We start from the raw sequence: 26,486 nt of genomic DNA on the forward strand, positions 1-26,486 counted from the left end.
CCCCGACACCCCACCCGCCTGACCTCTGGCCCCGGCTGACCTCTCGCCCGGCCCCGGTCCTCCGTGGCGGCCACCCCGTCCGCGCTCGTCGCCGCGCTGGTCACGAGCCGCCGCTCAGGGGGCGCCGCCGAGGCCCGCCGGACCGCGGCAGAGAACGAGTGGCGTCGCGCTCCCCAAACGGTTGGTGTGCGGAGTCGGCGGAACCGGGTAACGTCTTTGTCATGTTCTTCCAGACGCCGATTTACGAGTGAGAGCGCGACGGGCTCCTGCTGATGTCGTTCGACGTCGCCGCCCGTCCCCCACCGATGAATCCGTAGAGCACTTCACTTCATGACCTGGAGAACCCATGACCGTGAGCAAGAACATCAACAACCCCGTGGGTATGGGTGGCGGCAAGCGCAAGCGGCTGTCCCGCACCGAACGCCAGAACAACGGCCCGCACCGCAACCTCGACCGCCAGGGCGCAGCCGACCGGAAGGCTGAGCTGGTGCGCAAGATGCGCGAGAAGGCCGGCTCGGCCGAGGGCTCCGGGCAGACGGGCGACGACTCCGCCGAGAGCTGACGCACCGCCGCCGCAGGGCGGCACGCACCACACAGGGCAGGGCCCGGACCGCCACGCGCGGTCCCGGGCCCTGCTGCTGTCCCCGGGGTCTGATCCGTGAGACGCGGCCCGATGTGGCGCGGCGGTCTCGGCCGGACCGCCCTCCCGGCCCGCCCCTCTCCCGGTCTCCCGGTCTCCCGGTCTCCCGGACTGCCGGACTGCCGGTCTCCCGGTCTCCCGGACTGCCGGACTCCCGGACTGCCGGACTGCCGGACTGCCGGTCTCCCGGCCTCCCGGACTCCCGGGTTCGCCTTCGGGTCTCGCCGCCTGTGTCCCGTTCAGACGGATGTCAGCATCGGCAGCGACGTCAGGTACTCCTCCGGGATGTCGAAGGCCTCCGTCAGCGTCGGCAGATGCGGGGCGAGTCTGGACGTCAGCGCGCGCACCGTGTCGGGGAGGGCGCGGACCTGGTCGGTGGTGAGTGCGTTCTCGACCAGCAGGAGCCCGCTGAGCGCGGGCAGCCGGTCGAGCAGGAACAGTGCGCGCAGGTCGTCCAGGGTGGCGCGGGTGCCCGGGTCGGTGACGCCGGCGCAGGCCGTGGCGAAGGCATCGGCGGCCTGGCCCAACGCGTACGTCTCGACGAGGGCGAGGGCGGCGGCGGAGGCGTGGTTCCAGCGGCCGAGGGCGTCGCCCCCGGCTCCGCCGCGCAGGTCCCGCCGCGCGGCCAGGTGCCAATGGCGCTCCGCGGCGAAGACGGCCCGGCGCAGGAAGGCGGGGTCGGTCAGGGACTCCTGGCCGGTCGCCGGCGGCGGTGCTGGGAGCATCGGGTGACCGAAGATCATCTCGGCCCCGGCCTTGCACCAGATCGCCAGGTTGTCCCCCTCGGCGGTAATGGCTCCGTCCACGTTCGCGGCGAACTCGGCCATCCCGTTCACCGGGAACAGGGCCCTGGCACCGCAGCGCTCCCGGCTCTCGATCGTGATCTCGCGCGCCTGCCAGGTGATCCAGCCCTTGGCCACCGCGACCAGCCGTTCGCTGTCGGCCCGGTCCTCGGGGGCGTGGGTGATCCAGCGGTCGGTGACGGCACGGTGCAGGAAGGTCATGGCGTAGGCGGTGGCCGTGCAGGTGAGCAGCCGGGCGTGATGGCTGCGGTGCGCGGCCAGCGGGAGGCGCTGTCCGGCGGAGGGGCCGGAGATGTGCCGGATGCCCGCGTAGCGGACCGCGATCGCCAGGGCCGCGCGGCTGCCTCCGAGGGTGCTCGCGCTCATGCACAGTTTTCCGACCGTCACCCGGCGGATCGCGTGCAGGAACCGCTTGCGCGGGCTGCCCACGGCACTGGTGAAAGTGCCGTCCGGCAGCAGTTCGCCGTGCTCCCCCTGGATCAGGGCGGTGCGGGGCAGACGTACCCGGTCGAAGCCGGTGGCGCAGTGGTCCACGGAGCTGCCGACGCGTTCGGGCAGGACGGTCACGGTGATGCCCGGCAGCGTTCCGTCGCGGTCGCTCAGCGGGGTGAGGAACAGGAAGACGCCATGGTCCCTGTCGTCGGCCAGGAGCCGGGCCGCGACCACCGCCGTCTTCGGCCCGCCGGCGGAGCTGGTGTTGGGCATGAACTTCTGCGCGCCCTCGTGCGGGGTGTGCAGCACGAACTCGTCACGTTCGCGGTCGTAGCGGGCGGTGGTCTCCAGCGCGGCCGCGTCGTTGCCGTGCGCGCGCTCGGTGCACAGAAAGGTTCCTGTGCGGGTCAGTGCGGCGAACCCGGTGAGGTCACGCGCCGCTGAGGTGTCGTCGTCGAGCAGGCTGCCGAGGAAGAGGTTGTAGTGGATTCCGGCCACTGTGGCCGTGGCCCCGTCCACCACCGAGGTCCACTCGTGCAGGGCGGCCAGCCCACGGGGGTCCCGGGCCAGGGACTCCGGGCACAGCACCTCTTCGTTCAGGGCGCGCAGCCGGTCGTACGACAGCTGCCACCGCTCCTCGGCACGCATATGGACGCGATGGCGGAACCGGTCCGTCGAGATCACCTTGCGCCAGAGACCGTGGGCGTCCGGGCCCCCGCCTCCGTCCCGGAAGAGGATGTCGGTCAACTCAGGCAGCCGAGGGGCAAGTTGTTCGTCGGTCTGCACGCATGTATCGGTGTTGATCATTATGTCCGACCCAACGAGCGGACCGGTTCACGGAAACGATCTCCGTGTGTCCGCATCGCCTCCCGTCCGGGTCCCGGCAGGGCCGAATGCCCGGGAGGAACGATTCCGCACACTTCGTTCGGGCGACGCGGCGGTTACCCCGCAGGCGGTCCGGGCAGCGCTTGCCCTGATCTCCGTACGTCCGAGAAAAGGTGAACACCCCCATGCGTCTCCGCTCCTCCCTGGCCGCGTCGGCCGGCGCCGTCGTCCTGCTCCTCGCCACCGCCGGCTCGGCCTCGGCCGCCAACGGCCAGTTCCGCTACACGTACATGACCTCCGACGGCTACGAGGCCGTCGGCTTCATGAACGACCCCGACAGCGCTACGTGCATCAACATCCAGGGGCCGGGATCCGAGCCGGGGTCCGCCGCGTACGCACCCAAGAACCGCACCGACGCGGTGGCCACCGTGTTCCTCGAAGCGGACTGCACGGGTGACGCCTACTTCACCCTGCGCCCGGGCGGTGGCGCCTCGGAGCGACTGCTGGTGCGCTCGGTCGTCTTCTCCTGAGCCCGGCGTGGGCGGTGGGGCCGTCGGCCCCACCGCCGCACCGGCCCGCCGCGTTCTGACCACCACGCCACCGACGGACGCTCCTCGCGCCTCTCGGTCGGCCACGACGGCGCCCGCTCCACCCGCCTGCCCGTGCCCGGCGCGATGTCCGCCCCGGCTGCCGGCGGAGGCCGGCAAGCGGCCGGCGCTTCTGCGCAGGGCTCGGCCGCTGAGCTCGCCGCCGCGCAGCCGCCTGGCTCGCCGCCTCGCAGGGCTCGGTCGCTGAGCTCGCCTCCGCGCAGGGCTCGGCCGCCGAGCTCGTCCTCGCCTCCTGCGGCCGCATTCCGCTGGGCCCCCAAAGGCTCGGGGGCGACCGCCGCGAACTCCGACTGGCTCATCGCGTGAGAGCCCGGGGAGCAGCGGTGCAGCTTCTTCTTGGCCCGGTCCTGCCCGGGCCTCCCGCCGGACGGCTTCGATCTCCCGCTCGTCGTCCGGGTTCCCGCCGCACCGTCCCCCCTGTCGTCGATGCCCCGCACGGACGTCCCACGGACCCCGATCGAACCGCCGAGCGTGCCGGAAGCCCTCGTCCCGGGGGGGGTCGACAGCGGAACCTGCGGCCGAGTCACCCGCCACGAGCGCGGGAAGCGCACTCCCCGTACCGACGTCCTCGCGTTCCTGCTTGGCCGCGCTGCTCACCGCCTCCGGCAACAGCCTGACGACGTACGTCCCGAACTCGGTGGTGGCGCCGGCGCCGAGGGCGGAAGTTCGCTGGGCCATCGGGGCGTCCTCTCCACGGGCGGGGCAAGGGTGCGGGGTTCGGGCGTCCGGGCGCGCGACCGACGGGCCACATGTCCACGACGCCTCGGCCGCACGATGTGAAACATTTCCCGGCGGCCACCGCATCTAAGAGGGTGTAGGCGAGAGGGGGTGACGGTTGAGGCAGTCCAAGGAAGGTGCGTTCCGCGAGTTCGCGGAGGCCCGTATGGGCCATCTGTTCCGTTCGGCGTGCCTGCTGACCGGCGGGGACACACATCTCGCCGAGGATCTCGTGCAGGAGACACTCGGCCGGATGTATGTGATCTGGGGGCGCACGTCGCGTCTCGGGAACCCCGCGGCGTACGCGCAGACCGTGCTGGTGCGCTGCTATCTCGGACACCGGCGGCGCAGATCGGCGGGGGAACGGCCGAGCGGCGAGCTGCCGGACCGTCCGGGCGAGTCCGCGGGCGACGCGACCTTGCGGATGACGCTCCTCGACGCGCTGCGCGAGCTGCCGCCCAAGGACCGGGCGGTGATCGTGCTGCGTTACTGGGAGGACAGGTCGGTGTCGGAGACCGCGGACGCGCTGCACGTCAGCTCGGCCGCGGTACGCACCCGGAGCACCCGGGCGCTTGCCCGGCTGCGTGAGCAACTCGGCGGCAGCATCGGCGAGCTGGCCGTGCGCTGAGTCTTCTTTTTCTTCTTTCTTGTTCCTCTTTTCCACAGGTGTGGGGACGGTGGTGATCGGCATGCTCGAAAACGGTGGCATGAAGGACCGGGAGTCCTTCGAGGACGGTCTCGGCGCGGCGATGAAGGAGGCGGGGGAGGAGTTCTCCGCCGCAGGAAGGCCTCTCGTGGACGGCGGGGTCGCGCGCGGCCGGCGCCGGTCGGTGCTGCGCCGCAGCGCCGCGGTGACCGGGAGCGTGGCGGCACTGGCGGTGATCGGGCTCGGCGGATCGTTCGTCACGGGGGGCTTCGGCTCCTCGCAGGACGCCGGCGAGGTCGGGGCACCGACTGCGGCTCTCTCCCAGGTGGCCGGAGTGCTCGCGGCTCTGCTGCCGGAAGGGAAGCTCAGTGAACCGCCGGTCAGCACGGCCGGTGGCACGAAGGACAAGAAGCGCCCCCACCCGGCGGCCGCCTCCGTCGTGTACGACGACGGCCACGGGAAGGCCGCCCTGTCGGTGTCCCTGAGCCGGGAGAACCCCGGCCGGCTGAACGAGGACGAGTTCTCCTGCCCTGACAGCAACGTCAACACGTTCGAGACCTGCTCAGCCACCTCGCTGAAGGACGGCTCGCGCCTCGTGCTGTTCAAGGGCTGGGAGTACCCGGACCGCCGCGAGGAGACCAAGTGGTGGTACGCGGACCTGCTGACGCCCGAGGGATACCGGATCGCGCTGTCCGAGTGGAACGCGCCCGCGGAGAAGGGCGCCCCGGTCAGCCGTGCCACCCCGCCGCTGTCCCTGGACCGGATGAAGGCACTGGTCCGCGCCAAGGAGTGGCGCTCCATCGCCGCGTCCCTCCCCAAGCCTCAGGAACAGCCGCCCGCGCAGCAGACCCCGAAGGGCCTGAGCGGCGCCGTGATCCTGGCACGGCTGACCGCGCAGCTCCCCGACGGTCTGACGGTGACGGCGTCCGGGAAGCAGGAGGCGGAGTACGCGTACGTGGTGGTCGACGACGGCCGGGGCAAGAGCTTCGTGCAGATCAACGTGCAGCCGGACATGTCCGGCGTCGAAGGCGACCTGTTCGGAGCCGGCACGGAGGTCCTGCCGGACGGCACGAAGGTCGTCACCCATGAGGGACCGGGCGAGAAGGGCGGTGCCGGCGTGAAGATGAGGCTGGCCGACACGATGCGCCCCGACGGGTTCCGTGTAGTGATCTCCGCGTTCAATGCGGGGAACCAGAACGAGGCCGCGACCCGTGCGGAGCCCGCTCTGACCCTCGCTCAGCTGCGGAAGATCGCCACCAGCAAGGTGTGGCGGAAGTAGGCAGGCCCGCCCCCGACGGACGGCCCACCGGCACAAGGCCGGTGGGCCGTCCGGGCGTTCGGCCTTCCGGGTTCCCGGGCTCGAGGGCGGCGTCCCGTCAGTGCATGAAGCGGTCGCAGCATTCGACCCACTTGTGGGGCCGGATGCTGTTGTTCATGTTGGCCCCGTCGCTGAAGGTGTGCCGGGACAGGTTGCCGAGGAAGAACTCGTTCGCGTCCAGGCAGTTGCAGCCGCCACCGTAGTCCGCGAGGCGGTAGAACTTCACGATGCCGTAGCTGCCGGTGATGCCCGCGTCGAGGAAGGACGAGGCCTTGTCGCCGTCGCTCTCGAAGCCGCCCCCGGCGGCATCCCGGTTGGAGTCGTTGCCCTCGGTGCTGCCCAGGTACCCGTTGCAGTACGCCGGGCCGGCGCGGCGCCCGGTGTGTTCGCGCGGCACGTGGACCGTGACCGTGCCTACCGGGTGGCCAGGCGCTCCAGGAGAGTGGCGCTGCGGGCCAGCAACGTCCGCTCCTCATACGTGAGTTCGGCTCGATGGCCTGAGCGAGCCAGCCGGCCCGACGGCCGCGCTCCGCTTCGAGCGCGGCCCGGCCCGCGTCCGACAGCTCCACCCGAGTCCCCGAGTCCCCGAGTCCCCGGAGGGCCGAGTCGTACCGGGACAGTCCGGCCGTCCGGGCCGGGCGACGGATACGCGCCGGCCCGTCAGCGGCTACGCGCCCGTCGGCGCCGGGGCGGCGTTCAGCGTCCTCTGCATGACGAGCGCGCCCTGCTCGGCCATCTCACCGATGGGGCCCGCCAGTTCGTCCGGCGCCACGTCGATCGTCCAGACGAAACGGCTGCGCCCGTCGGCGTCGGCGGACACCTGCATGGAGGCGTGATGGTGCTTCGGCGCCAGCGAGCCGCCGACCACCGCGTACGCCACGCGGCGGGCCTCCTCGTCGATGTCGACGAGCAGTTCGTGCGCGACGACACCGTTCACGAAGGTCACGATTCTGATGTCCTCCTCCATGCGGGTGTCCGTGACGAAGCCCGGCGCGAGGCGCGCGTGCACGGCTCCGACGTCGCGCAGGGCCTCCCAGACGTTCTCAGGGGCGTTGTCGATCAGGAATTCCTTGCGGATGTGAGCCATGTGGTCTTCTCGTCTTCTCCAGTCGGGTGACTGCCCGGACGCAAGTGGCGGGGCAGCTCGAACAGCGGTGCGCCCAGCCTGCTCGTCGGGCCCGGTCCCGGTCTTGAAGATTCTTGCGCGGGGCGACTGTCCGACCCCCGGCGTAGCGTTCGGGTGTGCTCACCTTCACCGATCTCGCCGCCCGGCCGGGGTTCCGCATCACCGCGGTGAACTGCCTGGACGACCACACCCGGTGGTCGCCGGCGGAGGTGCGCGAGGACTACCGCGTGGTGCTCGTGCGCCGGGGCCGGTTCCGCAGGCGGACGGCCGGCACTCCGGTCGACGTCGACCGGACGGTGGCCTATCTCGGCGTCCCGGGCGAGGAGGAACACTTCGCGCACCCCGCCGACGGGGGTGACGTGTGCACTTCGATCAGCCTGACGCCGGCACTGTGGCGGGTCGTGGCGGGTGAGGACGCGCGCCCGGCCCGGCAGAGCGTGTACGTGGGCGCGGGCCTCGACCTGGCCCACCGCCGCGTCCTCGCGTCCGCCCGGACGGGCGACGTGGACCATGCGGTGACCGAGGAACTCCTCGGCCTGCTCTCCGTCACCGTCGGCCGGGCTGTCGACGGGGCCGTACCGGCAGCCGTCCGTCCCGGCCGGGACGATGCGAAGCTCGTCACCGCGGCCCGGCACGCGATCGGCGCGGCCCATCCCGCGTCCGCGGGGCTGCTGTCGCTCGCGGAGCTCCTCGGCGTCTCGCCGTACCGCCTGAGCCGCTCCTTCACCCGCGAGCTGGGCGTCTCCCTGACCCGCTACCGCAACCGGGTCCGTATCGGCCGGGCCCTCGACCGGCTGGACGCGGGCGAGGACAGCCTCGCCGGCCTCGCCGCCGACCTGGGCTTCTCGGACCAGGCGCACCTCTGCCGGACCATGCGTCAGCACCTCGGCCACACGCCGACGGCGCTGCGGCGGCTCCTGGCCCCGCGGTCGTCCTGACGGGTCACCGCACGGGGAAGCCGAACGCGTATCCCTGCTCCCTCAGCCAGGGCAGGACCTGGCGCAGAGCGGCCAGCGTCTGGGAGCGGTCCCCACCCGCGTCGTGGAAGAGGACGGTGGGCCCGTTGGAGATCTCGCTCTTGACGGTGGCCACCATGGTGTCCACGCCGGGCCGCTCGAAGTCCTTGGTGTCGACGTTCCAGCCCAGCGGCCGCATCCCCCGGGACGCGGCGAGCTTCCGGCTGTACGGGGTGAACGCGCCGCCCGGGGCCCGGTAGTACTGCGGCCGCACACCTCCGGACGCCTTGGTGATCATGCGTTCGGCATCCAGGATCTGCTGGGACTGGTAGGCCTCGGACTTGGTGTCCATCGCGGTGTCGTGCGAGACGGTGTGGTTGCACAGCCGGTGCCCGTCCGCCACAACCTCCTTGACCAGGTCCGGGTACGCCTGGGCCTGCGTGCCGACCATGCAGAACGTGGCCTTCACGCCGCTGTCCTTGAGCAGTTGCAGCACCTGCGGCGTCCAGTTCGGGTCCGGTCCGTCGTCGATGGTGATGTTGACGCCCTTGGCGCCGCGGTCCGAGGCGTGCGCGATGTCCACCGCCACCGCGCTCACCCGCTCCTGCGGCTTGGCCTCCGAGGAGATGCCTGCCCGGGGTCCCGCGGAGGCGGTACCCGCCTGCGCGGTCCACACGGAGGCACCGGCGGCCATCGCGGTCACCCCGAGCGCCGCTGCGAGAAGCCGGACATGCCATGCCCTGCCCTTGTGCTTCGCCATGTCCGCCCGCCCCTTTGTACGCTCCGCCGATGCCGTGCACCCATCAAGACACAGGAACGCCTCCGCAGGCTGCCTCGGTTACCGTTCGCGGACAAACCTGCAGGCGGGCGGCGACAAAGGCAGAGATTCCGCGACGGGAGCGGGGCAGGACGGTGCGGGGCGATGCGGTGCGGCGCGAGACAGGGCGGTGCGGGGGCGGACATGCCGGAGGCCCGGCGCCCCTATGGGTGCCGGGCCTCGGACTGACCGCGTGCGGTGGGCAGTTCGGTCCTGCGTCAGACGTGGGAGCCGGTCCTGCGACGGCGTACGACGAACATCGCGCCCGCGCCGACCGCCACGGCCGCACCGCTCGCGAGGGCGAGTCGGGGCGTCGCGGAGGACGAGCCGGTGGCGGCGAGGGTGCCGCTCGCGGGACTGGCCGACGAGCCGGTCTGCGTGTTGATGTCCGAGGTGTTCGGACGGGTCTTGCCCGGCTTGGCGTCGTCGGTCCTGCCCGGCTTGCTGCCCGCGGCGGCGATCATGAACTCGTAACCCTCCAGGTCCGGGTTCCCGCCGCAGGTGCCGTCGTCGTTGACGTAGTCACCGGCGACGAAGGTGACACCGTTGCCCGCGGGGGCCGAGGCGTCGATGGTGAGGCGCATCTTGACGTCGACGTGGGCACCGGCCTTCAGCGGGCTGATGGCGTCCATGTAGTGCTTGTTGTCGACGGTCTTCCACTTCGAGGACGAGCCGGACGACCACTGCACACGCACCAGGTCGTCGATGCTGTCGAGGCCGCTCGTGTCGGTCGCGTGGACGTAGGCGAACGGAAGCACCTCGTCCATCGTCCGGTCGGAACCGTTCGTCACCCGGAGGTTGAAGTTGACCTTCGTACCGGCCACGACGGTGGTGGGCAGGCCCGTGATGACCGTGGTGAGACGGGGCTCGGAGACGGAGTCGCACTCCTCGTCCTCCTTGTCCTCCTCGGCCTCCTTCTTCGCCTCGGCCAGCGCCTCGTCGGCCGCGGTCAGGTCCGCGAGCGCCTGCTTGGTGGCCTTCTGGGCCTGGCCGATCACCCGGGCCGCGGCGACGCGGGCGTCGCTCCACGCGTCCCCGGCCTCCGTGTACTTGACGTCGGCGGCGGTCTTGGCCTCGCCGGCGGTGACGGCGGCGCCCTCCGCCTCGGCGAGCGCCGTCGTCGCGGCGGTCCGCTCCGCCTCGGTGGCCGTCTCCAGGAGGCCTTCGAGCACCGCCCGGGCGTCGACGACCGCCTGGTCGGCTTCGGTCTTCGCGGTGGCGGCGTCGGCCGCCGCGGCCTTGGCGGCCGTGTAGGCGATGACGAGGGGGTGGGTGTCCGCGTCGAGCGCCTCCAGCGCCTCGATCGCGGCGTCCTCGGCCGCCACGGCGTTGTCGTACGCCATCTTGGCCGCGGCGGCGGCCAGTTCCAGCTCAGCGATGGACGGCTTCTGCTGGGTCTGCGCAGGCGGCTTGGCGTCGGCGAACGCGGGGGTGACCGAGAGCAGAAGGACAGGCGTCGTCACCGCTGCGGCAACAGCTGTGGCAAGAATCCGGCGAATCGTCACAAGGGCCCTTCGGGATACGAAGACGGAGAAGAAGGGGTCGCGGCGGAATGGGGCACGCACAGGCGACTCGAGGTGATCGTATGACCAGGTCAGCGGTCAGTCATCACCATTTCTTCACGCACGCCGGCCGAAGCCGGGGCGGCGGTACGGACACACGAGACGAATGGGTGCAGTTGCCTTCGCCGCCCCGTCATTCCTCGTGAGGAACGCCACATGATCGCGAAAGGGGCGAGTGCCCGCGGCGTCCTACGGGGCGGGCGGGTGCCGGTCCGCGGCGGACGGCCTGCGGAACAGACGGGGCAGCCGGTTCAGCGCCTGCCGGTCACCGGATACGGAGAAGGCCCCCTCCTCGATGGCGTCGGCGAGGTTCGACCGGCCCTCCGCCAGTGCGGCGAAGGCCGCTTCGTCCGCCTCGACCACCGCGTCCGGATGCTGGGCCGGCCCGTGCAGCGCTTCGATGACGCCGTCGTCGACGCGTACGTGGAACACCTCGTCGCCCACGCGGAACTCGTAGACCGCACGCACACCCCCGGCGGCCTCCGCGTCGAAGTAGGCCTCCATGCCGAGCACCGCCCAGCCGGGGTGGAAGGTCTCGCTCTCCCGCCGCTCCCCCATCGCCCACTTCGTGCCCCACCGGGCCAGCGCCAGCACCGCGGGGCCGAGTTCCTCGCCCGCTTCGGTGAGTGCGTACGCGGGGGTGCGGGCGGGCGGGGGAAGCGTGATCTTGCGGGCCAGGCCCTCGCGTTCGAGGTGCTTCATCCGGGCCGCCAGCAGCCCCGTGCCCATCCCGCGCAGGCTCTTCTGCAGATCACCGAACCTCTTGGGTCCGGTCAGGAGCTCGCGGACGAGCAGCAGTGTCCAGCGCTCGCCCACCAGGTCAAGGGTGCGCGCGGTCGCGCAGTACTGGTTGTACGTTCGCTGGTCCACTACCTCATTCTAGACCTCGGACTTCATTTTCCTTAAGGCGTCGCCGGCGTCGTCGTACAGGACAGCAGCACGTCCGCGACGCTCCGGGGATCGGTCAGCATCACGTCGTGCGGGCCGTCCAGGGCGATGTCGCGGTACCCGAGCTCCGCGGCGAACCGGGCGAACGGAAAGGTCGCCGGACGGCAGTGGACGCCCGTGCCGGGGATCCGGTCAACAGCCCCGGTCAGACGGGTGGCTTCGGTGAAGGTGCGCAGCGGCTGGCCGCGCAGTCGCCGCTCCAGCCGGCGGGCCTCGCCGGGTTCGGTGATGCCGAACGACTCCGGGGCGGGGGCGGGAACGCACCAGCCGTCCCCGGCGTTCGCACGCATCGCGGCCATGAACCAGTCCGGGGCCAGCTGTGCCAGGCCGGCCCCGTCCGGTCCCGCCCATCCCTCCACCAGCACGAGGTGAGCCACCCGCTCCGGTCTGCGGTCCGCCGCCTGGCGGACGACCAGGCCCGCGTAGCTGTGGCCGACGAGCACCAGTTCCTCACCGGCCGTGGCGTCGATCGCCGTGACCACCTCGTCGACGTGGTGACGCAGTCCGACGTCGCGGTCGAGCGTGAGATCGGGAGCGACGACGCGCGCGCCCGCCGCGAGAAGGATCGGGGTGACGCGCTCCCAGGCCCAACTGCCGTGCCAGGCGCCGTGGACGAGCACGAAGGTGGTCACGCCCGGCCTCCCCGGCGCAGCAGTGGAAGGACTCCGTCGGCGAACTCCTCCAGCGCCGCGGCGTGGTCGTCGACGGCGAGCCGGATCACCAGGTGACGGGCACCGGCGGCGTCGTACCCGCGCAGCCAGGCGGCGGCTTCGCGGGCCGGCCCCGCGAACATCGCCTGCACGCTCTCGACGTACTCCAGGGGCGCGTTGTAGTAGCGCTCGATGCTCGTCCGCAGCCGTCGGCGGGCCCGCTCCGGGTCCTCGTCCACACACACCGTCGCGTACAGGGCGGGCGTGACCGGCCGCGGTGCCCGCCGGGCGATGGCCCATTCGTCCGCGTACGTCCGCGACGAGGGCGGGTAGGGCAGCCAGCCGTCGGCCTGGTGTGCCACGCGCCGCAGGGCCTTCTCGCCGGACCCGGCCAACCAGATGGGCGGGCCGCCGAGTTGGACCGGACCGGGCGCCAGGGTCACTCCGTGGAAGTCGAAGTGGCGTCCCTTGAACGAGGCCGGCTCCGGGATCCACAGCCGTCGCATCGCCTCGATGGACTCCGTCAGCCGGCTGACCCGGCGTTCGAAGTCGATGCCGACCGCGGTGAACTGCGCCTCGGTGTTGGCGTGCGGGAACCCGGCGCCCAGGCCGGCGATCAGCCGGCCCTCGGAGATCCGGTCCAAGGTGGCCAGTTGGTGTGCCAGCAGAATCGGATGCCGCAGACCGGCCAGGAGTACGGCCGTGCCGAGCGTGATCCGTTCCGTGGCCGCAGCCACGGCCGCCAGCACCAGCAGCGGATCGGCGCGGGGCCGGGTGACGGGGCTGTCGCCCGCCCAGACGGAGTCGAACCCCAGCCTCTCGGCGAGCCGCGCCTGCCGGATCAGGGGGCCCAACTCCTGCTCTTCACGGACTGCCAGGTCCCGGGTGGGAAGTAAGTAGCCGATCCGAGGTCCCGTCATCGCGTCTCCCCATATCTCTTGAGCTTCACATCTTGAGCTTCCTGTTTTTGAAGCATACAGTTCATATTCGGGAAGTCCATGGGAGGGGAACGGCATGACGAAGCCGCTTTACACGGCAGAGGCGCATGTGACCGGGGGCCGCGCGCAGGGCCACGGACGGACGACGGACGGCCGGCTGGAGGTGGACCTGAGGCAGCCGAAGGAGCTGGGCGGCGACGGCGAGGGGACCAACCCCGAGCAACTGTTCGCGATCGGCTACGCCGCCTGCTTCGCGACGGTGCTGTCCCTGGTGGGGCGGAGCAGGAACCTCGACGCGGACGACGCGGAGGTCGACGCACGGGTGGCCCTCGTCCCGAGCGGGACCGGTGCGTTCGGACTGGCCGTCGGACTCGACATCGCCCTGCCGTCGATGGGCGATGCCGAGCAGCGTGCGGACCTCGTCCGTACGGCTCACCTGATGTGCCCGTACTCCAACGCCACGCGCGGGAACATCGACGTCACACTGATGGTGGACGGCGCGGCGGTGTAACCAGCCCGACGCCCTCGGGCCGCAGTTGACCCCTGCGCACCTGGAGGAAGTCGGCGAGTTACCCGTGCTTCTTCGTGTGACCGAGTGAGCGCACCCCCGGAGTTCGCCGCGTCACCCTGCCCGGGTACGGATCCGGGGGGGGTGTGTCACGGCACCCAGCCCGGGTACGGACCCGCGACGTTCACCGCCTCACCCCGCCCGGGTACGGATCCGGGGGGTGCGTCACGGCACCCGGCGGATCCGTACCCGGCTCGTTCAGCCCCGCGGGTCCAGCCACGGCCTGCGCCCGGGGCCCGTCGGGTGGGTCCCCGTGACGCCCATGACCACGGAGTAGAGGCTGGTCTCGGCGGCGATGAAGAGCCGGTTGCGCTTGGCCCCGCCCCAGGAGATGTTGGCCACCGCCTCCGGGACGGCGAGCCGGCCGATCAGCGTGCCGTCCGGGTCGTAGCAATGCACCCCGTCATTCATGGCGGCGGCCCACAGCCGGCCGCCGTCGTCGAAGCGCAGGTTGTCGAACCGGGCCGCGGCGCGCGCCCCGGCGGCGGCGAAGACCTCGCCGTCCGACAGGGTGCCGTCGCCCCGTACGTCGAAGACACGGATGAACCCGGCCCGGGTGTCGGAGACGAACAGCTGCCGTTCGTCCGCGGAGAACACCAGCCCGTTCGGTGCGCCGAAACAGTCGGCGACCAGGCGTACTTCACCGGTGGCCGGGTCGATGCGGTAGACGTTGTTGGCGCCGATCTCGCTGTCCGCGCGGTAGCCCTCGTAATCGCTGGTGATGCCGAAGTCCGGGTCGGAGAACCAGATCGACCCATCGGACTTCACCGTCGCGTCGTTGGGACTGTTCAGCCGCTTGCCCTGCCAGTGGGCGGCCAGCACCGTCACCGTGCCGTCGTGCTCGGTCCGCGTCACCCTCCGATTGCCCTGCTCACAACTGATGAGCCGGCCCTCACGGTCGAGCGTGTTGCCGTTCGGATGCCCCGCGGACCGCCGGAAGACGCCCACCGCACCGGTCTCCTCGTCCCAGCGCAGCAGCCGGTCGTTCGGGATGTCGCTCCATACCAACTGCCGCCAGGCAGGCACGTAGACGGGCCCCTCCGCCCAACGGCAGCCGCTGTAAAGGACTTCGAGACCGTCATCGCCGTTCATGCACCGCCCGGTCCGGAACCGGTCGTCGAAGCTCTCGTACAGTTCGGGGCGCTCGATGGTCATGGACGTCCATCCCTTCCGACAAGAGACCGAACAACCTTCGGCCTCATTCGAAGAATGTCGGATGAGATATGGTCACCACAACCAGAAGCCGAATGGAGAGTCGTGGATCACATAGACCGGGCCCTGCTGGAGCAGCTCCAGCAGGACGCGACACAGTCCTACGCAGCACTGGGCCAGGCAGTGGGCCTCTCCACCGGCGCGGCACACGAACGGGTCCGCAAGCTCAGGGAACACGGCGCGATCCGGCGCACCACGGCCGACGTCGACCCATCGGCACTGGGGTACGGCGTGCTGGCGTACGTGACCGTCGACTCCACCCGCTGGATGGGCGATACGGCCCCGGAGTTCGCGGCGCTCCCCGAGATCGTGGAAGCCCACATCATCGCCGGGAACGCCTCGGTGCTGGTGAAGGTCAGGACCGCGAGCACCGAGCAGCTCCAGGACGTCCTGCGCCGGATCCACGCAATCGACGGAGTCAACGGAACCCGGGCCACGATCGTGCTGGAGTCCCTCTTCGAACGCCCCGCCTCCCCGTACGGGGCCGGGGCGGCGGGGTAGCGGAGCGGCAGGTCTCTCCCGGTACACCTGTGCATCGGGAGGCGGGCGGCGCCAGGCCGGCACCCGGACCACGCGAACCGCTCGGCCAGGTCCTCGCAGCCGCCGGGCAGCACCGCGCCGACCCGGGTCGCGGCCGCCGCCCAGTCGACCGCGGCGGCGCGCCGGTCGTCCGGCCGGCGGGTGACGGCGACGACCGGCCCGCCCAGGACGGCTCCGCCGGGCCCACCGGCGGTGCGGCCCGGCCCGATGCGGTCAACTCCCGTTCGTCCATGGCCGGGAGTCAGGCGCGGTGCCGTGACACCGCCGGTTGCGGCACGACTACGCGCGGCGCCGGTTCCGCCACAGCGTCCCCGCGCCCGCCAGCGTCAGCAGGAACACCACGGCCACGAGCGTCCAGCGCGCCACGGGTTCCGCCGCGCTGCCGTGGTGGGGAACCGGGGAGAAGTACCAGATGAGGTGCGCGACGACCGGGACGATGACGGCAAGGGTCAGTCCGGTCCACTTCTGGGCCGCCGTCCAGTAGCGGGCCCGGCACACGATCACGACCGCGGCGATCCTGGCGGCGATGCCGATCCAGGCGAGGACGACGCCTCCGAGGTACGGCAGCACATCGCCCGCCACCAGAAGGGCCGGCGACAGCCATACCGGGGAGCGGCGGCGGCCGGGGCTCGGGGCAGGTGCGGCCGGGGTCCCGCCGAGTTCCTGGAAGGCGGTCGCCGCTATCGCGCGCGGGTCGCCCATCTCGCGCAGGATCTCGTGCACACTGCCGGGCCGTTCGGCGAGCGCGACCGCGATGTGCTCGCCGAGGTCGGCGACGAGTTCCTGGCGGGCGGCGGCCGGCAGCGTCGACGTCTCGCGTTCGACTGCCGCCAGGTACTCGCGCGTCAGCGTTTCATCGGTCTTGGTCTTCACGGTGGCGCCCTTCCTTATGCATACCGGGCCCCTTGCCCGGTATGACGACGCGGTCGACGGCGTGCCGGAAGCCCGGCCAGACAGCGGTGAACCGGGCGAGGGCGGCATGACCGGCCTCGGACAGTTCGTAGTAGCGCCGCGGCGGCCCGGACGTCGACTCCCGCCAGGTCGTGACGACGAGCTCCTCCCGCCGCAGCCGTGACAGCAGGGGATAGACCGTGCCCTGGCCGGTCGCCAGCGCACCCGTCTCTTCCAGCTCACGCAGCAGTTGGACCCCGTACTTCGCCTCGTCCCGCATCAGCGCGAGGACGCAGTACTCCAGCACTCCCTTGAGCAGCTGGCTCTCGATCCTGCCCGGGGTCCGGTCACTCGGCTGTCCACTTGCCTTACCGGGTTCCATGCAATGCAAGATACCAGCCCGGGAGGCGCCGCTTCCGCAGCTGTCCGCAGCCGTGAGATCTCGGCAACTCCCGCGCAATGAAATGCGGCGGAAACATCCAAGTCCCTCCGACGAAACGCGCACCGGTCACGCTCTCAGTCGCCCGCACCGCACGCGCCCCGAGGAGGAACTCCCCCGTGACCCCCGTGACCGTGACCGCGGCCGGCATCGACACAGGTGACACCGCCTGGCTGCTCGCCGCCACCGCACTCGTTCTGCTGATGACGCCCGGGCTCGCACTCTTCTACGGCGGCATGGTCCGCACGAAGAACGTACTCAACATGCTGATGATGAGCTTCGTTTCGATCGCTCTCGTCACCGTAGTGTGGCTGCTCGCCGGATACTCGCTGGCCTTCGGCGACGACGCGTTCGGCGGGCTCGTCGGGAATCTGCGGCACGTCGCGATGGCCGGCATCGGGCCCGACAGCGTGACCGGCAGCGTGCCGACCCTGCTGTTCACCACGTTCCAGCTGACCTTCGCGATCGTCACCGCGGCACTCATCAGCGGTGCGATCGCGGACCGTACGAAGTTCGCCGCGTGGCTCGTCCTCGTGCCGGTGTGGACGCTGCTCGTCTACGCCCCCGTCGCCCACTGGGTGTGGGGCCCAGGCGGCTGGATCAAGGACTCGCTGGGCGCGCTCGACTTCGCCGGCGGGCTGGTCGTGGAGATCGCGTCCGGGGCGTCCGGACTGGCGCTCGCGCTCGTCGTGGGGCCGCGCATCGGGTTCAGGAAGGACGCGATGCGCCCGCACAACCTGCCCATGGTGATGCTCGGCGCCGGGCTGCTCTGGTTCGGCTGGCTCGGCTTCAACGGCGGCTCCGCGCTCGGCGCCAACGGACTGGCGGCCGCCTCGGTGCTCAACACCCTGGTCGCCGGCTGCACCGGACTGCTCGGCTGGCTCTTCGTCGAGCAGAAGCGCGACGGCCACCCCACCACGTTCGGCGCCGCCTCCGGCGCGGTCGCCGGGCTGGTCGCGATCACCCCCGCCTGCGGCACCGTGGGCATCCTCGGCGGCGCCGCGGTCGGCCTCGCGGCGGGCGTCATCTGCTCGTACGCGGTCGCCTGGAAGTTCCGCTTCGGCTACGACGACTCGCTCGACGTCGTCGGCGTGCACTTCGTCGGCGGCATCGTCGGCACCCTGCTCATCGGCCTGTTCGCGACGGCCGCGATGACCGGCGGCGCGGAAGGTCTGCTGTACGGGGGCGGGTTCGGCCAGCTCGCCCGGCAGGCCGTCGCCGTACTGGCCGTGGCCTCGTACACCTTCCTCATGACGTACGGGATCGGCAAGGCCGTCGACCGGTTCATGGGTCTGCGGGCCTCCGCCGACGAGGAGCTCACCGGCCTGGACCAGACACTGCACGCGGAGAGCGCCTACGATCACGGCGCCCTGGGTCATGGCGCTCCGCAGGCCTTGCCCGCCCGGCCGACGCCGCTCTCCAAGGACAGGAACTCCGCCTCATGAAGCTCATCACCGCCGTCATCAGACCGCACCGCCTCGACGAGGTGAAGACCGCGCTGCGGGACCTGGGCGTGCACGGCCTCACCGTCACCGAGGCCAGCGGCTACGGGCGGCAGCACGGCCACACCGAGGTGTACCGGGGCGCCGAGTACCGGGTCGACCTGGTGCCCAAGATCCGCATCGAGGTCGTCGTCGCCGACCCGGAGACCGAAGCGGTCGTCGACGCGATCGTGCGCGCCGCCCGCACCGACCGGATCGGCGACGGCAAGGTGTGGACCCAGCCGGTCGAAACAGTGGTGCGGGTCCGCACGGGCGAGCGGGGACCGGACGCGCTGTAGTTGACCCTTGCGGCATGGCGGAGACCGCGGGGCGATGCCGGTCCCGGTCCTGCGCGGCACGTGGGCCGGGTCCCGGTCCTGCGTGCCCCGGTGGAAGGAAGCACTTGCCTCCTCCATCAGGGCAACGGGCCGTTCTGCACCGCCGGTTGACGCTCCCGGAGAGACGCGCGACTCCCCCGGCAGCCGGTGCGGGGCGACCGTGCGGCGCGGACGCCCGTACGGATCGACGCCGCCGAGCGGCTGACGTCCGTCGCCGAGACCGCCGAGGCCCACCTCGGCCTGCTGCGGACGGCCACCGAACCGCAGACCACCGACGATGCCCGGGCCCGGATCGGCTCGCTGCTCCCGGCTGATCTGCGCGGCTGGGCGGCGCCCTCCCCCGGGGGCGAGGACCGGACCTCGGATCAGGTCTCGCGAGCGCGGCCTGATCCGGAGGGCAGGTCCTGACTCCGCCGCAGCAGGCCCGCGTCCAGCGCCACCACCACCGCGCGCGTGCGGTCGTTCACATCGAGCTTGGCGAAGATCCGCAGCAGATGGGTCTTCACCGTGGCCTCGCCGATGAACAGCCGGCGGCCGATCTCCACGTTGGACAGCCCGTCCGCGACCGCCTGGAGCACCTCGGACTCACGGGCGGTCAGGGTGACGGGTACGGGACGGCGCATCCTGGCCACCAGGCGCTGGGCCACCCGCGGGGCCAGGACCGTCTCGCCCCGGGACGCCGAGTGGATCGCGTCGACCAACTACTCACGGGTGGCGTCCTTGAGGAGGTAACCGGTGGCGCCCGCCTCGACGCCCCGCTCGATGTCCGCGTCGGTGTCGTACGTGGTCAGGATCAGTACCCGGGTCGGGGCCTCGCCCGCGACGATCTCCAGGGTGGCGCCCACCCCGTCCAGTACCGGCATCCGCAGGTCCAGCAGCGCCACATCGGGGCGGAGCCGCTCGACGAGCCGGACCGCCTCGCGGCCGTCGCCCGCTTCGCCGACGATCTCGACGGTGGGTTCCGAGGAGAGCAGCGCGACGAGTCCGGCGCGCATCACCGTGTGGTCGTCGGCCAGGATGATCCGCAGCGGGGGCGCGGTGTCCGTATCGGATGTCATGTCACTCCTGGCTGTCGGGGGCGAGCGGGATGGTGGCGAGGATCCGTGTGCCGTCACCGAGCGAGCTGGTGACGGTGAGGCCGCCGCCGAACTCGGCGAGCCGTTTGCGCATGCCGTCCAGGCCGAAACCGTGGGAGTCCTCGACGACGAACCCGCGTCCGTCGTCGGTGATCTCCAGCTCGACGGTGTCGGGTCCGTGCGCCAGGACCACGCCGACGGTGGTCGCCGCAGCGTGCTTGCGGACGTTGGCCAGGGACTCCTGGGTGCAGCGCAGCAGGGCGATCCGGGTCGGCCGGTCGCAGTCGATGTCGGCGAGGTCCGCCGTCACGTCGAGTCCGGTGTCCTCGGTGAAGCGGTCCAGGGTGCGGCGGAGCGTCACGGCGACCGATCCGGGGGCCACGCCGCTGCGGGGGGCGGCGCCGACCAGGACCCGGGCCTCGGCGAGGTTCTCCCTGGCCGTCTGCTCGATGGACTGGAGCTGCTGGGCGCTGCGGTCGACGTCCACGGCCAGCTGTGACCTGGCCGCTTCGGCGAGCACGATGATGGAGGCGAAGCCCTGGGCGAGGGTGTCGTGGATCTCCCGGGCCAGGCGTTCGCGTTCCTCGGCCGCGCCCTGGCGCTGGTAGACCTCGGCCAGTTCGAGCTGGGTGCTCTTCAACTCGGCGCGCAGAGCCGCTCGTTCGTCGCGTTGCGCCAGCGCGCGGGGCGTCAGCAGTGCCATCACGACGGCCACCGCCCAGACGCCGAGGGAGGAGATGGTGTTCGTGAGGAACACGTCCGGCTGCCCGCCCTCGCGCAGGCTGCCGCCGAGGGTGATCGCCAGGGCGCCGAGGCCGGTGAACAGGACGGCGCCCCGGGGGCTGTCCGCGAAGACGATGAACTGGGTGAGCGTCACGGTGTAGAAGACCCCGAAGCCGTCACCGAGGTACGAGAGCAGCCCCAGCACGACGACGAGGGCGCAGAGGTAGCCGTATCCGGCCGCCGGCTGCCCGGCAGGGCGCGTACGCACCAGGCCGTAGCAGAGGGCGAGCACGGCCGTCAGCGCGAGGATCCCGAGTTTGCGGTCCGTGGGGGTGCCGCCCGCCATCGTGATCAGGGTGACCAGGGCGATCAGCCCCCAGGAGAAGACCTCCCACCCGTGAAGCACCCAGATCCAGACGGGATCGCCGCGCCGAGGCCGTTGAAGCATGCCCGTCAGCCTACGTGGGGGACGGGCAGGTCTGCGGGGGCCGACGGGACGCTGCCGGGCCTGCGGCGGAGCGGGCGCCAGGCACGCTCGCCGAGGAGCAGCAGGGCGGCGGGAAGGATCATCATCCGGATGACCACGGCGTCCAGCAGGACCGCGACCGCCAGGCAGAAGCCCATCTGCTTCATCTCGGTGAGGTGCAGGAAGACGAAGGCCGCGAAGATCGTGACCATGACCAGGGCCGCGCTCGTCACCACCTTGGCCGAGCGCTCGATGCCGTCGAGCACCGCCTCGCGGGCCGTCATCCCGTGGTCCATGGCCTCCTTGATCCGGCTGACGACGAAGACCTGGTAGTCCATCGACAGGCCGAACAGCAGCACGAAGAGGAAGAGCGGCACCCTGGACGCGATCGCGCCGAGGGAGTCGAAGTCCAGCAGGCCCTCGGCCCAGGTGCCCTGGAAGACCAGGACGAGTGCGCCGAGCGCGGCGGCCGCGGAAAGCAGGTTCAGTACGACTCCGAGCAGGCCGACGATCACCGAGCGGAACGCCACCGCGGTCGTGACGAAGGTGAGCAGCAGGAGGAATCCGATCACCAGCGGCAGCTTGCTCCGCTCGTGGTGCACATAGTCCTGGCCGCGGGCCACGTCACCGCTGACCCCCGTGTCCACCGCCGTCAACTCACCCACGGTCGACGGGATGTAGCGGTCGCGCAGGTGGTCCAGCGACGTGATCGCCTCGTCGGAGGGCGCCGGGTGCGGCACCGCCAGTTCCAGCACGCTGGTCCGGCCGTCGGCTGACGTGCGCACCACGGGCTCGCCGGTGCGGGAGAAGAGCGGGTCCGCCTGGGCGGTCCGGCCGAGTTCGGTCAGGGCCTTCCTGACCTCGGGGGCCTGTTCCGGGGTGCCGCGGGTCACCACTTCGTGCTTGACCAGAAGTTCGGGGAACGCCGTGGTCAGCCGGTCGTACACCTGCATGGCCGGGATGTCGCGGGAGAAGGTGTCCCGGCCGGGGTCGACAAGTTTGAGGCCCAGCGCGGGCGCCGCCACGGCGAGCATGACCAGGACCGAGACGCAGAGGGTGATCGCGGGGTGGCGCCGGGCGGGCCGCATGAGGGCGCCGAAGACCCGGCCGTTCTCGGGCTTCGCCGTCTTCGTCACGACCGGCGCGCCCCGCTCCGCCCGCCGGGCGGACTTCTTCGCGGCACGGCGTTCGGCGCGGTGGCCGAGCTTCACGAGCAGCGCGGGCAGCACGGTGAGCGAGCTGAGGACGGCCACGGCGACCACCAGGACGGTGCCGGTCGCCAGCGAGGAGAAGATGACGTCGGTGGCCAGGTAGAGGGTGGCGGTGCAGACGATCACGGCGAGGCCGGAGACCACGACGGCCCGGCCCGCGGTCGCCGCGGCGAGTTCCACGAGCGCTTCGGAGCTGAGGCGCCCGGCTGCCCGGGACCGTTCCTCACGTTCGCGCTTGAGGTAGAAGAGGGTGTAGTCGACGCCGACCGCGAGGCCCATGAGCAGGATCATGTTGGTCCCGACACCGGGGTCGGGCATCAGGTGCGAGGCCAGCATGGCCAGGCCCATCGTCGCGGCGATCGAGGAGAGCGCCAGGAGCAGCGGCACACCGGCCATGACGACCGAGCCGAACACGATCAGCAGGATGACGAGCGTCACCGGCAGGGAGAGGCGCTCGGACAGTGCGAGGTCCTCGCCGCGCTGGTCGTTGACGCCCTTGCTGATGGCGGGCGATCCGGTCTCCTCCACGATCAGGTCCGGGTGGGTGTCGGCCACCTGCGCGGTCCGGTCGAGGAGCGGGACGACGTTCTTCCGGGCGTCGAGTTCGGCGCCCTTCATGACCACGGTCACGCGCAGGGCCGTGCCGTCCTCGGAGCGGACGGGCGGCGCCACGTCGGCCACCTCGGGCAGCGCGTCCATCCGGGCGGTGAGGTCGCGGGCCGCCGCGTCGGCGCGTTCCGGGTCCAGGGGGCCCGACCTGGCGCGGATCAGGACGTGTTCGGTGGGCCGGCGCTGGAGTCCGGCGTCGGTGGCCATCGACTCGGCACGGCCCGCCTCGCCGACCCAGAAGTCCTTGGTGGTGGCGGGGTTGTTGCCGGCGGCGATGCCCGCGCCGAGGCACAGCAGCACGAAGAGGAACCAGCCGACGATCGCGCGCCACGGGTGCCGGGCGCTCCAACGGGCCATACGTACGGGTCGCGTTCTCATGCGTCCATGCTGGTTCGCGGGGCCCTTCGCCCGGCAGCCCCGGCCGGTGGAACCCGGGGTCCACCGGCCGGTGGACACGGACCCGGGGGCCTGCCCCCGTACGGGAGTCGGCAGCCGGCCGCGTACGGATCAGCCAGAGGTCAGGGGCGGGCCTCCAGCCGTGCCTCCACCCGTGCCTCCACCCGTGCCTCCAGGCGGGCCTTCGCCTCGGGCCACTCGTCGGCGAGCAGGGAGAAGTAGACGGTGTCGCGCCAGGTTCCGTCGGGACGGCGGCGGTGGCGCCGCAGCACCCCTTCGCGGTGGGCGCCGAGCCGGGCGATCGCCTCCTGGGAGCGGACGTTGAGGTGGTCGGTCTTCAACTGCACGCGCCCCATGCCCAGTTCCTCGAAGGCGTGGCCGATCAGGAGCAGCTTCGTCTCGGTGTTGACCGCCGAGCGCCAGTGGGCGCGGCCGTACCACGTCGAGCCGATCTCCAGGCGTTCGTGGGCCGCGTCGATGTCCATGTACGTGGTCCAGCCGACCGCCCGTCCGCTCGCGCGGTGGATGACGGCGAACGGGACGTACGCCCCGTTCGCGAGCAGCTCCGTGAGCTTCTCGCCGAGCTCCTGCGGGGTGCGCGGGGTCGGTCCGCCCTGCCAGCGCCAGACCTCGTCGTCACCTCCGCCGGCGGCGAAGAGGTCGTCGAGGTGGTCCGGGGAGAGCGGTTCGACGCGGACGTGGCGGCCGGTCAGGGTCACGGGAAGCGGGGTCGTGGCAGACATGCCGGCATGCTAGCCCATTTCGAACTAGGCCTAAAAGCAATATGCACTAGTACGAAACAGGCTCAGTGCGGCGGTTCCGCGTCCGCCGTGCCCGTCCGGGCCTGGCGCAGGGCCGCCGCCGCGGCCCGGATCGCGGGCAGCTTCGCGTACAGCGCCTCGCCGGGGCAGTTGGTCTGGTAGGCGTCACGGTGGCCCGAGATGACGTGCAGCACGGCCGCCTCGCCCTTCGCGTACCGGCTCGCGTCGTTCGTGGAGACCAGCCGCACCCTGCCCTGCGGATCGGCCCCGGGCCGCAGCTTCCACGCGGCCACCTCGGCGAGCGCCCGGACGATGGCCTTCGGCACCTCGGCCCCGCGCCCGTAGTTGCCCAGCACCGCTATGCCCACGCTGTCGGCGTTGAAGCCCGTGGTGTGCGCCCCGCGGACCTGTCGCGTGATGCCTCCGGCCCGGCCCTCGTAGATCGTGCCGCACCGGTCGACGAGGAAGTTGTAGCCGATGTCGTCCCAGCCGTTGCCCTTGATGTGGGACTCCTCGACCGCCCGCAGCATGCGCGGCACGTCGGCGCAGTCGTAGGTGTTGGACTCGCCCGTGTGATGGATGAAGACCGCCCGCACGGCGCCCGTGTAGACCGCGTGCTCCCGCACCATGCCCTCGTCCGCGTGCCAGGCCGCCCGGGTGACGATCGTCGGCTGCGCCACCCCGCGCGCCCGCTCGTGGACCTGGGCCTGCGGTGGGGGCGCTGCGAAACGCACCGGGGCGTCCCGCAGCACCAGAAGGGTGAGCGGGAGGACCGCGGCGGCCGGCCAGAGTCGGTGACGGAGCCACATGGGACCACCCTGCGGCCTCTGTGCCCGGCGCGCAGATACGGTGGCCGATCGGGTGAAACCGCAGGTCCGGACCGCGCGCCGCTCAGGGCGGGCAGCCCGCGCCCCGATATCCGGGCCGCGCCCCGGCCGGGCGCCCCTACATCCCGGCCTCAGCAGCCCCTGTGGCGCGGCAGCCGGTACGTCGAGTCCAGGCGGTACGTCCCGGCCCTGGGCACGGTCAGCCTCGTCCACTCGCCGTCCTGCCGCAGGCACCCCCGGTGGGCGCCGTCGACGCCGCGCACCCGCAGCCACGGCGAATGCGCGAGGCGGACGGTCACCGAGCCCGCCTCGGGCATCCGCACCACCAGCTCGGCGTCGTCGCCGCGTACGACCTGGGCGGGGGCCTCCACCAGCGGCCTCGCGCCCCGCACCCGGTAGATCGTCCACCCGTCGTCCTGCCACACCTGCTTCAGCCAGGGCTGCCCGGCCCTGACCAGCGCCGCCTCGGCCTCGGCGGGCCCGTCGGGCTGACCGTGGTGCAGCACCACATAGCCGACGGCCCACCGGTCCAGCCAGGCCCGGTAGTCGTCGGGGGACAGCGCCCCGTCGTAGAAGAGCCGCCCGCGCTCGACGTCCAGCTGGCGGTTCCAGCCGCGCGCCATGTTCACGTGCGGGGCGAGCACGGCCGCCTCCCGGTGGTTGCGGGCCGGAACGACCTCGACGCGGCCGAGCCCGGCGCCCAGGCGGTCCAGCTCACCGGTCACCCCCTCGGTGCGGGACGCCCAGGACGGCACCTCGGTGGACACCCGGAGGTCGTCCACGGTCTTGTCGACCAGCCAGTTGGCGGACAGCACGAGGGCCACCGCCACCACGGCCGTCCGCGCCCACGCCTTCTCCCCGACGAGGGCGAGGACCGCCATGAACAGCACGGGCACGGCGACCAGACCCAGCAGCCGCTCCACGTTCGTACCGATCGGGGAGGCGATGAGGTAGGTGAGGAGGACACCGACGGCGTACACCACGGCCCCGTACCGCAGCAGCCGCCACTCCCGCCCCACCGGCGCAGCGACCGCGAGGACGGCACAGACGACGATCGGCATCCACAACCGGTTGGCGTGCATGGGCTGTTCGCCCTCGAACGGGAAGAGCACCGTGGTCGCGCCCACCACGGCGAAGAACGGCACCATCAGCACCGCGCCCTTCCGCCACTGCCGGTCCATCAGATACGCCGCCCCCGCCACCACGAGGAACAGTCCCGCTACCGGACTGGCCATCGTCGCCAGCGCCCCGGCCACCACCGCGGTCACCGAACGGTGCGCGTACAGGCAGGCGACGAGCCCGACGGCGACCCCGAGCGCGAAGGTCGTACGCCCCGACGCGACGTTGCACCACAGGGCGAGCGCCGCCAGGACCGCCGGAAGGACGGCGTGCGGCACACCCCTGCGCGCGAACAGGAGGGCCATGAACCAGGTGCCGGCGATCCCGGCGGCCACGGACACCGTCCGCACGCCGAAGAAGGCCATCACATACGAGGAGAAGACGCTGTAGTTGGCCGTGTGCATCCCCCCGTACCAGGAGAGGTTGTAGGCCGCGCCCGGGTGGCGGGCGGTGAACCCCGACCAGGCCAGCTGTGCGGCCAGGTCACCGCCGCCGGTGGCCAGGACGGCCGCCCACACGCCGTAGAGGGGAAGGACGACGGCCACGGCGACGACCGGCACCCGGTGCCGCCGCCACCACGACGCGCGGCCCTCCGGCTCCCGGTCCCCCCGCGCCCCGTCCCGCTGCCGGGGAATGCGACCCCGGTCGACGTCCCCTGCCGCTGCTGTCCGCAACTCCCCGTTGGCATACACCCGGGCAACCCTAGGACAACGCACCCCGGCGGCACACGGGCGATATCCTGGGGAGAGCGGGGACCGGTGACGGTCGCCGCACGGCGGTGGGGCCCGCCGTACCCGAACTGCGGCGCGGATGCCGCCAACGGTCCCTACTTGCGTACGTGCG

26 protein-coding genes and 2 pseudogenes are annotated in these 26,486 nt (G+C 71.9%); 10 read left to right on the forward strand and 18 right to left on the reverse strand.

The window, feature by feature from the left end; genetic code table 11:
• Positions 1-346: 346 nt before the first annotated feature.
• Positions 347-562 carry a DUF6243 family protein gene (locus JGS39_RS06710; RefSeq protein WP_219567789.1) on the forward strand — a complete coding sequence of 72 codons (216 nt, stop codon included), beginning with the start codon at positions 347-349 and terminating at the stop codon, positions 560-562.
• A gap of 317 nt (positions 563-879) precedes the next feature.
• Here JGS39_RS06710 and JGS39_RS06715 read toward each other — a convergent pair whose 3' ends face one another.
• Positions 880-2,622: an acyl-CoA dehydrogenase family protein gene (locus JGS39_RS06715; protein ID WP_236063362.1), complete on the reverse strand. Its 1,743-nt coding sequence runs from the start codon at positions 2,620-2,622 to the stop codon at positions 880-882.
• A 263-nt stretch (positions 2,623-2,885) separates the two neighbouring features.
• Here JGS39_RS06715 and JGS39_RS06720 point away from each other — a divergent pair, with 263 nt between their 5' ends.
• The 3 genes from JGS39_RS06720 (at position 2,886) to JGS39_RS06730 (ending at position 5,950) form a co-directional block, all read left to right on the forward strand.
• Positions 2,886-3,230 carry a hypothetical protein gene (locus JGS39_RS06720; protein WP_219567791.1) on the forward strand — a complete coding sequence of 115 codons (345 nt, stop codon included), beginning with the start codon at positions 2,886-2,888 and terminating at the stop codon, positions 3,228-3,230.
• A gap of 913 nt (positions 3,231-4,143) precedes the next feature.
• A complete protein-coding gene (locus tag JGS39_RS06725; protein WP_219567792.1) occupies positions 4,144-4,653 on the forward strand; it encodes a SigE family RNA polymerase sigma factor in 510 nt (169 codons plus the stop codon).
• A gap of 61 nt (positions 4,654-4,714) precedes the next feature.
• Positions 4,715-5,950, forward strand: coding sequence for a hypothetical protein (locus JGS39_RS06730; RefSeq protein ID WP_219567793.1), 1,236 nt, complete (start codon positions 4,715-4,717; stop codon positions 5,948-5,950).
• A 97-nt stretch (positions 5,951-6,047) separates the two neighbouring features.
• On the opposite strand, the gene JGS39_RS06735 is transcribed toward JGS39_RS06730, so the two are convergent.
• The 3 genes and pseudogenes from JGS39_RS06735 to JGS39_RS06740 form a co-directional block, all read right to left on the reverse strand.
• On the reverse strand, positions 6,048-6,386 hold the full coding sequence (locus JGS39_RS06735) for a hypothetical protein (RefSeq protein WP_219567794.1): 339 nt from the start codon (positions 6,384-6,386) through the stop codon (positions 6,048-6,050).
• Positions 6,387-6,403: 17 nt separating this feature from the next.
• A pseudogene (locus JGS39_RS40645) lies at positions 6,404-6,558 on the reverse strand (MarR family transcriptional regulator); the annotation flags it as partial.
• Between the two features lie 98 nt (positions 6,559-6,656).
• Complete coding sequence (locus tag JGS39_RS06740) at positions 6,657-7,076, reverse strand: SRPBCC family protein (protein ID WP_219567795.1); 420 nt, start codon at positions 7,074-7,076, stop codon at positions 6,657-6,659.
• A 155-nt stretch (positions 7,077-7,231) separates the two neighbouring features.
• Between JGS39_RS06740 and JGS39_RS06745 the strand changes: the two genes are divergently transcribed.
• Positions 7,232-8,053, forward strand: coding sequence for a helix-turn-helix domain-containing protein (locus tag JGS39_RS06745; protein WP_219567796.1), 822 nt, complete (start codon positions 7,232-7,234; stop codon positions 8,051-8,053).
• 4 nt (positions 8,054-8,057) lie between these two features.
• Here JGS39_RS06745 and JGS39_RS06750 read toward each other — a convergent pair whose 3' ends face one another.
• The 5 genes from JGS39_RS06750 to JGS39_RS06770 form a co-directional block, all read right to left on the reverse strand.
• Positions 8,058-8,831: a polysaccharide deacetylase family protein gene (locus JGS39_RS06750; RefSeq protein WP_219567797.1), complete on the reverse strand. Its 774-nt coding sequence runs from the start codon at positions 8,829-8,831 to the stop codon at positions 8,058-8,060.
• A 275-nt stretch (positions 8,832-9,106) separates the two neighbouring features.
• Positions 9,107-10,393, reverse strand: a complete 1,287-nt coding sequence (locus tag JGS39_RS06755) for an LAETG motif-containing sortase-dependent surface protein (RefSeq protein ID WP_219567798.1) — start codon at positions 10,391-10,393, stop codon at positions 9,107-9,109.
• A gap of 246 nt (positions 10,394-10,639) precedes the next feature.
• Positions 10,640-11,320, reverse strand: a complete 681-nt coding sequence (locus tag JGS39_RS06760) for a winged helix-turn-helix transcriptional regulator (protein ID WP_219567799.1) — start codon at positions 11,318-11,320, stop codon at positions 10,640-10,642.
• 32 nt (positions 11,321-11,352) lie between these two features.
• Positions 11,353-12,030: an alpha/beta fold hydrolase gene (locus JGS39_RS06765; protein WP_219567800.1), complete on the reverse strand. Its 678-nt coding sequence runs from the start codon at positions 12,028-12,030 to the stop codon at positions 11,353-11,355.
• Positions 12,027-12,968 (reverse strand): LLM class flavin-dependent oxidoreductase, encoded by a 942-nt coding sequence (locus JGS39_RS06770; protein ID WP_219567801.1) that lies wholly within the window; start codon positions 12,966-12,968, stop codon positions 12,027-12,029. Before JGS39_RS06770 ends, JGS39_RS06765 begins: the two co-directional genes overlap by 4 nt.
• Before the next feature lie 94 nt (positions 12,969-13,062).
• Between JGS39_RS06770 and JGS39_RS06775 the strand changes: the two genes are divergently transcribed.
• Positions 13,063-13,497 carry an organic hydroperoxide resistance protein gene (locus tag JGS39_RS06775; protein WP_219567802.1) on the forward strand — a complete coding sequence of 145 codons (435 nt, stop codon included), beginning with the start codon at positions 13,063-13,065 and terminating at the stop codon, positions 13,495-13,497.
• 255 nt (positions 13,498-13,752) lie between these two features.
• Here JGS39_RS06775 and JGS39_RS06780 read toward each other — a convergent pair whose 3' ends face one another.
• Entirely contained in the window at positions 13,753-14,709 is a 957-nt protein-coding gene (locus tag JGS39_RS06780) for an SMP-30/gluconolactonase/LRE family protein (RefSeq protein ID WP_219567803.1), read from the reverse strand.
• Between the two features lie 102 nt (positions 14,710-14,811).
• Here JGS39_RS06780 and JGS39_RS06785 point away from each other — a divergent pair, with 102 nt between their 5' ends.
• A complete protein-coding gene (locus JGS39_RS06785) occupies positions 14,812-15,267 on the forward strand; it encodes an Lrp/AsnC family transcriptional regulator (RefSeq protein ID WP_219567804.1) in 456 nt (151 codons plus the stop codon).
• 318 nt (positions 15,268-15,585) lie between these two features.
• Here JGS39_RS06785 and JGS39_RS06790 read toward each other — a convergent pair whose 3' ends face one another.
• Positions 15,586-16,179 (reverse strand): DUF1700 domain-containing protein, encoded by a 594-nt coding sequence (locus JGS39_RS06790; protein ID WP_219567805.1) that lies wholly within the window; start codon positions 16,177-16,179, stop codon positions 15,586-15,588.
• Positions 16,160-16,579 (reverse strand): PadR family transcriptional regulator, encoded by a 420-nt coding sequence (locus JGS39_RS06795; RefSeq protein ID WP_219567807.1) that lies wholly within the window; start codon positions 16,577-16,579, stop codon positions 16,160-16,162. The genes JGS39_RS06790 and JGS39_RS06795 overlap by 20 nt, the downstream gene beginning before the upstream one ends.
• A 176-nt stretch (positions 16,580-16,755) precedes the next feature.
• Between JGS39_RS06795 and JGS39_RS06800 the strand changes: the two genes are divergently transcribed.
• The 3 genes from JGS39_RS06800 to JGS39_RS06810 all read left to right on the forward strand — a co-directional run bounded on the left by JGS39_RS06800 (position 16,756) and on the right by JGS39_RS06810 (position 18,863).
• Positions 16,756-18,081, forward strand: a complete 1,326-nt coding sequence (locus JGS39_RS06800; RefSeq protein WP_308120217.1) for an ammonium transporter — start codon at positions 16,756-16,758, stop codon at positions 18,079-18,081.
• Positions 18,078-18,416: a P-II family nitrogen regulator gene (locus tag JGS39_RS06805; RefSeq protein WP_219567809.1), complete on the forward strand. Its 339-nt coding sequence runs from the start codon at positions 18,078-18,080 to the stop codon at positions 18,414-18,416. Before JGS39_RS06800 ends, JGS39_RS06805 begins: the two co-directional genes overlap by 4 nt.
• Positions 18,417-18,602: 186 nt before the next feature.
• Complete coding sequence (locus tag JGS39_RS06810; RefSeq protein WP_219567810.1) at positions 18,603-18,863, forward strand: hypothetical protein; 261 nt, start codon at positions 18,603-18,605, stop codon at positions 18,861-18,863.
• On the opposite strand, the pseudogene JGS39_RS06815 reads toward JGS39_RS06810, so the two are convergent.
• The 6 genes and pseudogenes from JGS39_RS06815 to JGS39_RS06840 all read right to left on the reverse strand — a co-directional run bounded on the left by JGS39_RS06815 (position 18,821) and on the right by JGS39_RS06840 (position 26,203).
• Positions 18,821-19,513 (reverse strand): annotated as a pseudogene (locus JGS39_RS06815) (response regulator). The gene JGS39_RS06810 and the pseudogene JGS39_RS06815 overlap by 43 nt on opposite strands.
• A 1-nt stretch (position 19,514) precedes the next feature.
• Complete coding sequence (locus JGS39_RS06820) at positions 19,515-20,702, reverse strand: sensor histidine kinase (protein ID WP_219567811.1); 1,188 nt, start codon at positions 20,700-20,702, stop codon at positions 19,515-19,517.
• 5 nt (positions 20,703-20,707) lie between these two features.
• Positions 20,708-22,918 carry an MMPL family transporter gene (locus JGS39_RS06825; RefSeq protein ID WP_219567812.1) on the reverse strand — a complete coding sequence of 737 codons (2,211 nt, stop codon included), beginning with the start codon at positions 22,916-22,918 and terminating at the stop codon, positions 20,708-20,710.
• A gap of 140 nt (positions 22,919-23,058) precedes the next feature.
• Positions 23,059-23,679, reverse strand: coding sequence for a GNAT family N-acetyltransferase (locus tag JGS39_RS06830; protein ID WP_219567813.1), 621 nt, complete (start codon positions 23,677-23,679; stop codon positions 23,059-23,061).
• A gap of 62 nt (positions 23,680-23,741) precedes the next feature.
• Positions 23,742-24,506 carry a peptidoglycan recognition protein family protein gene (locus JGS39_RS06835; RefSeq protein WP_219567814.1) on the reverse strand — a complete coding sequence of 255 codons (765 nt, stop codon included), beginning with the start codon at positions 24,504-24,506 and terminating at the stop codon, positions 23,742-23,744.
• A gap of 149 nt (positions 24,507-24,655) precedes the next feature.
• Positions 24,656-26,203, reverse strand: a complete 1,548-nt coding sequence (locus tag JGS39_RS06840) for a DUF8823 domain-containing protein (RefSeq protein WP_219567845.1) — start codon at positions 26,201-26,203, stop codon at positions 24,656-24,658.
• Positions 26,204-26,486 lie beyond the last annotated feature (283 nt).

It is taken from the genome of Streptomyces poriferorum (assembly GCF_019399235.1).
Classification (GTDB): Bacteria; Actinomycetota; Actinomycetes; order Streptomycetales; family Streptomycetaceae; genus Streptomyces; species Streptomyces poriferorum.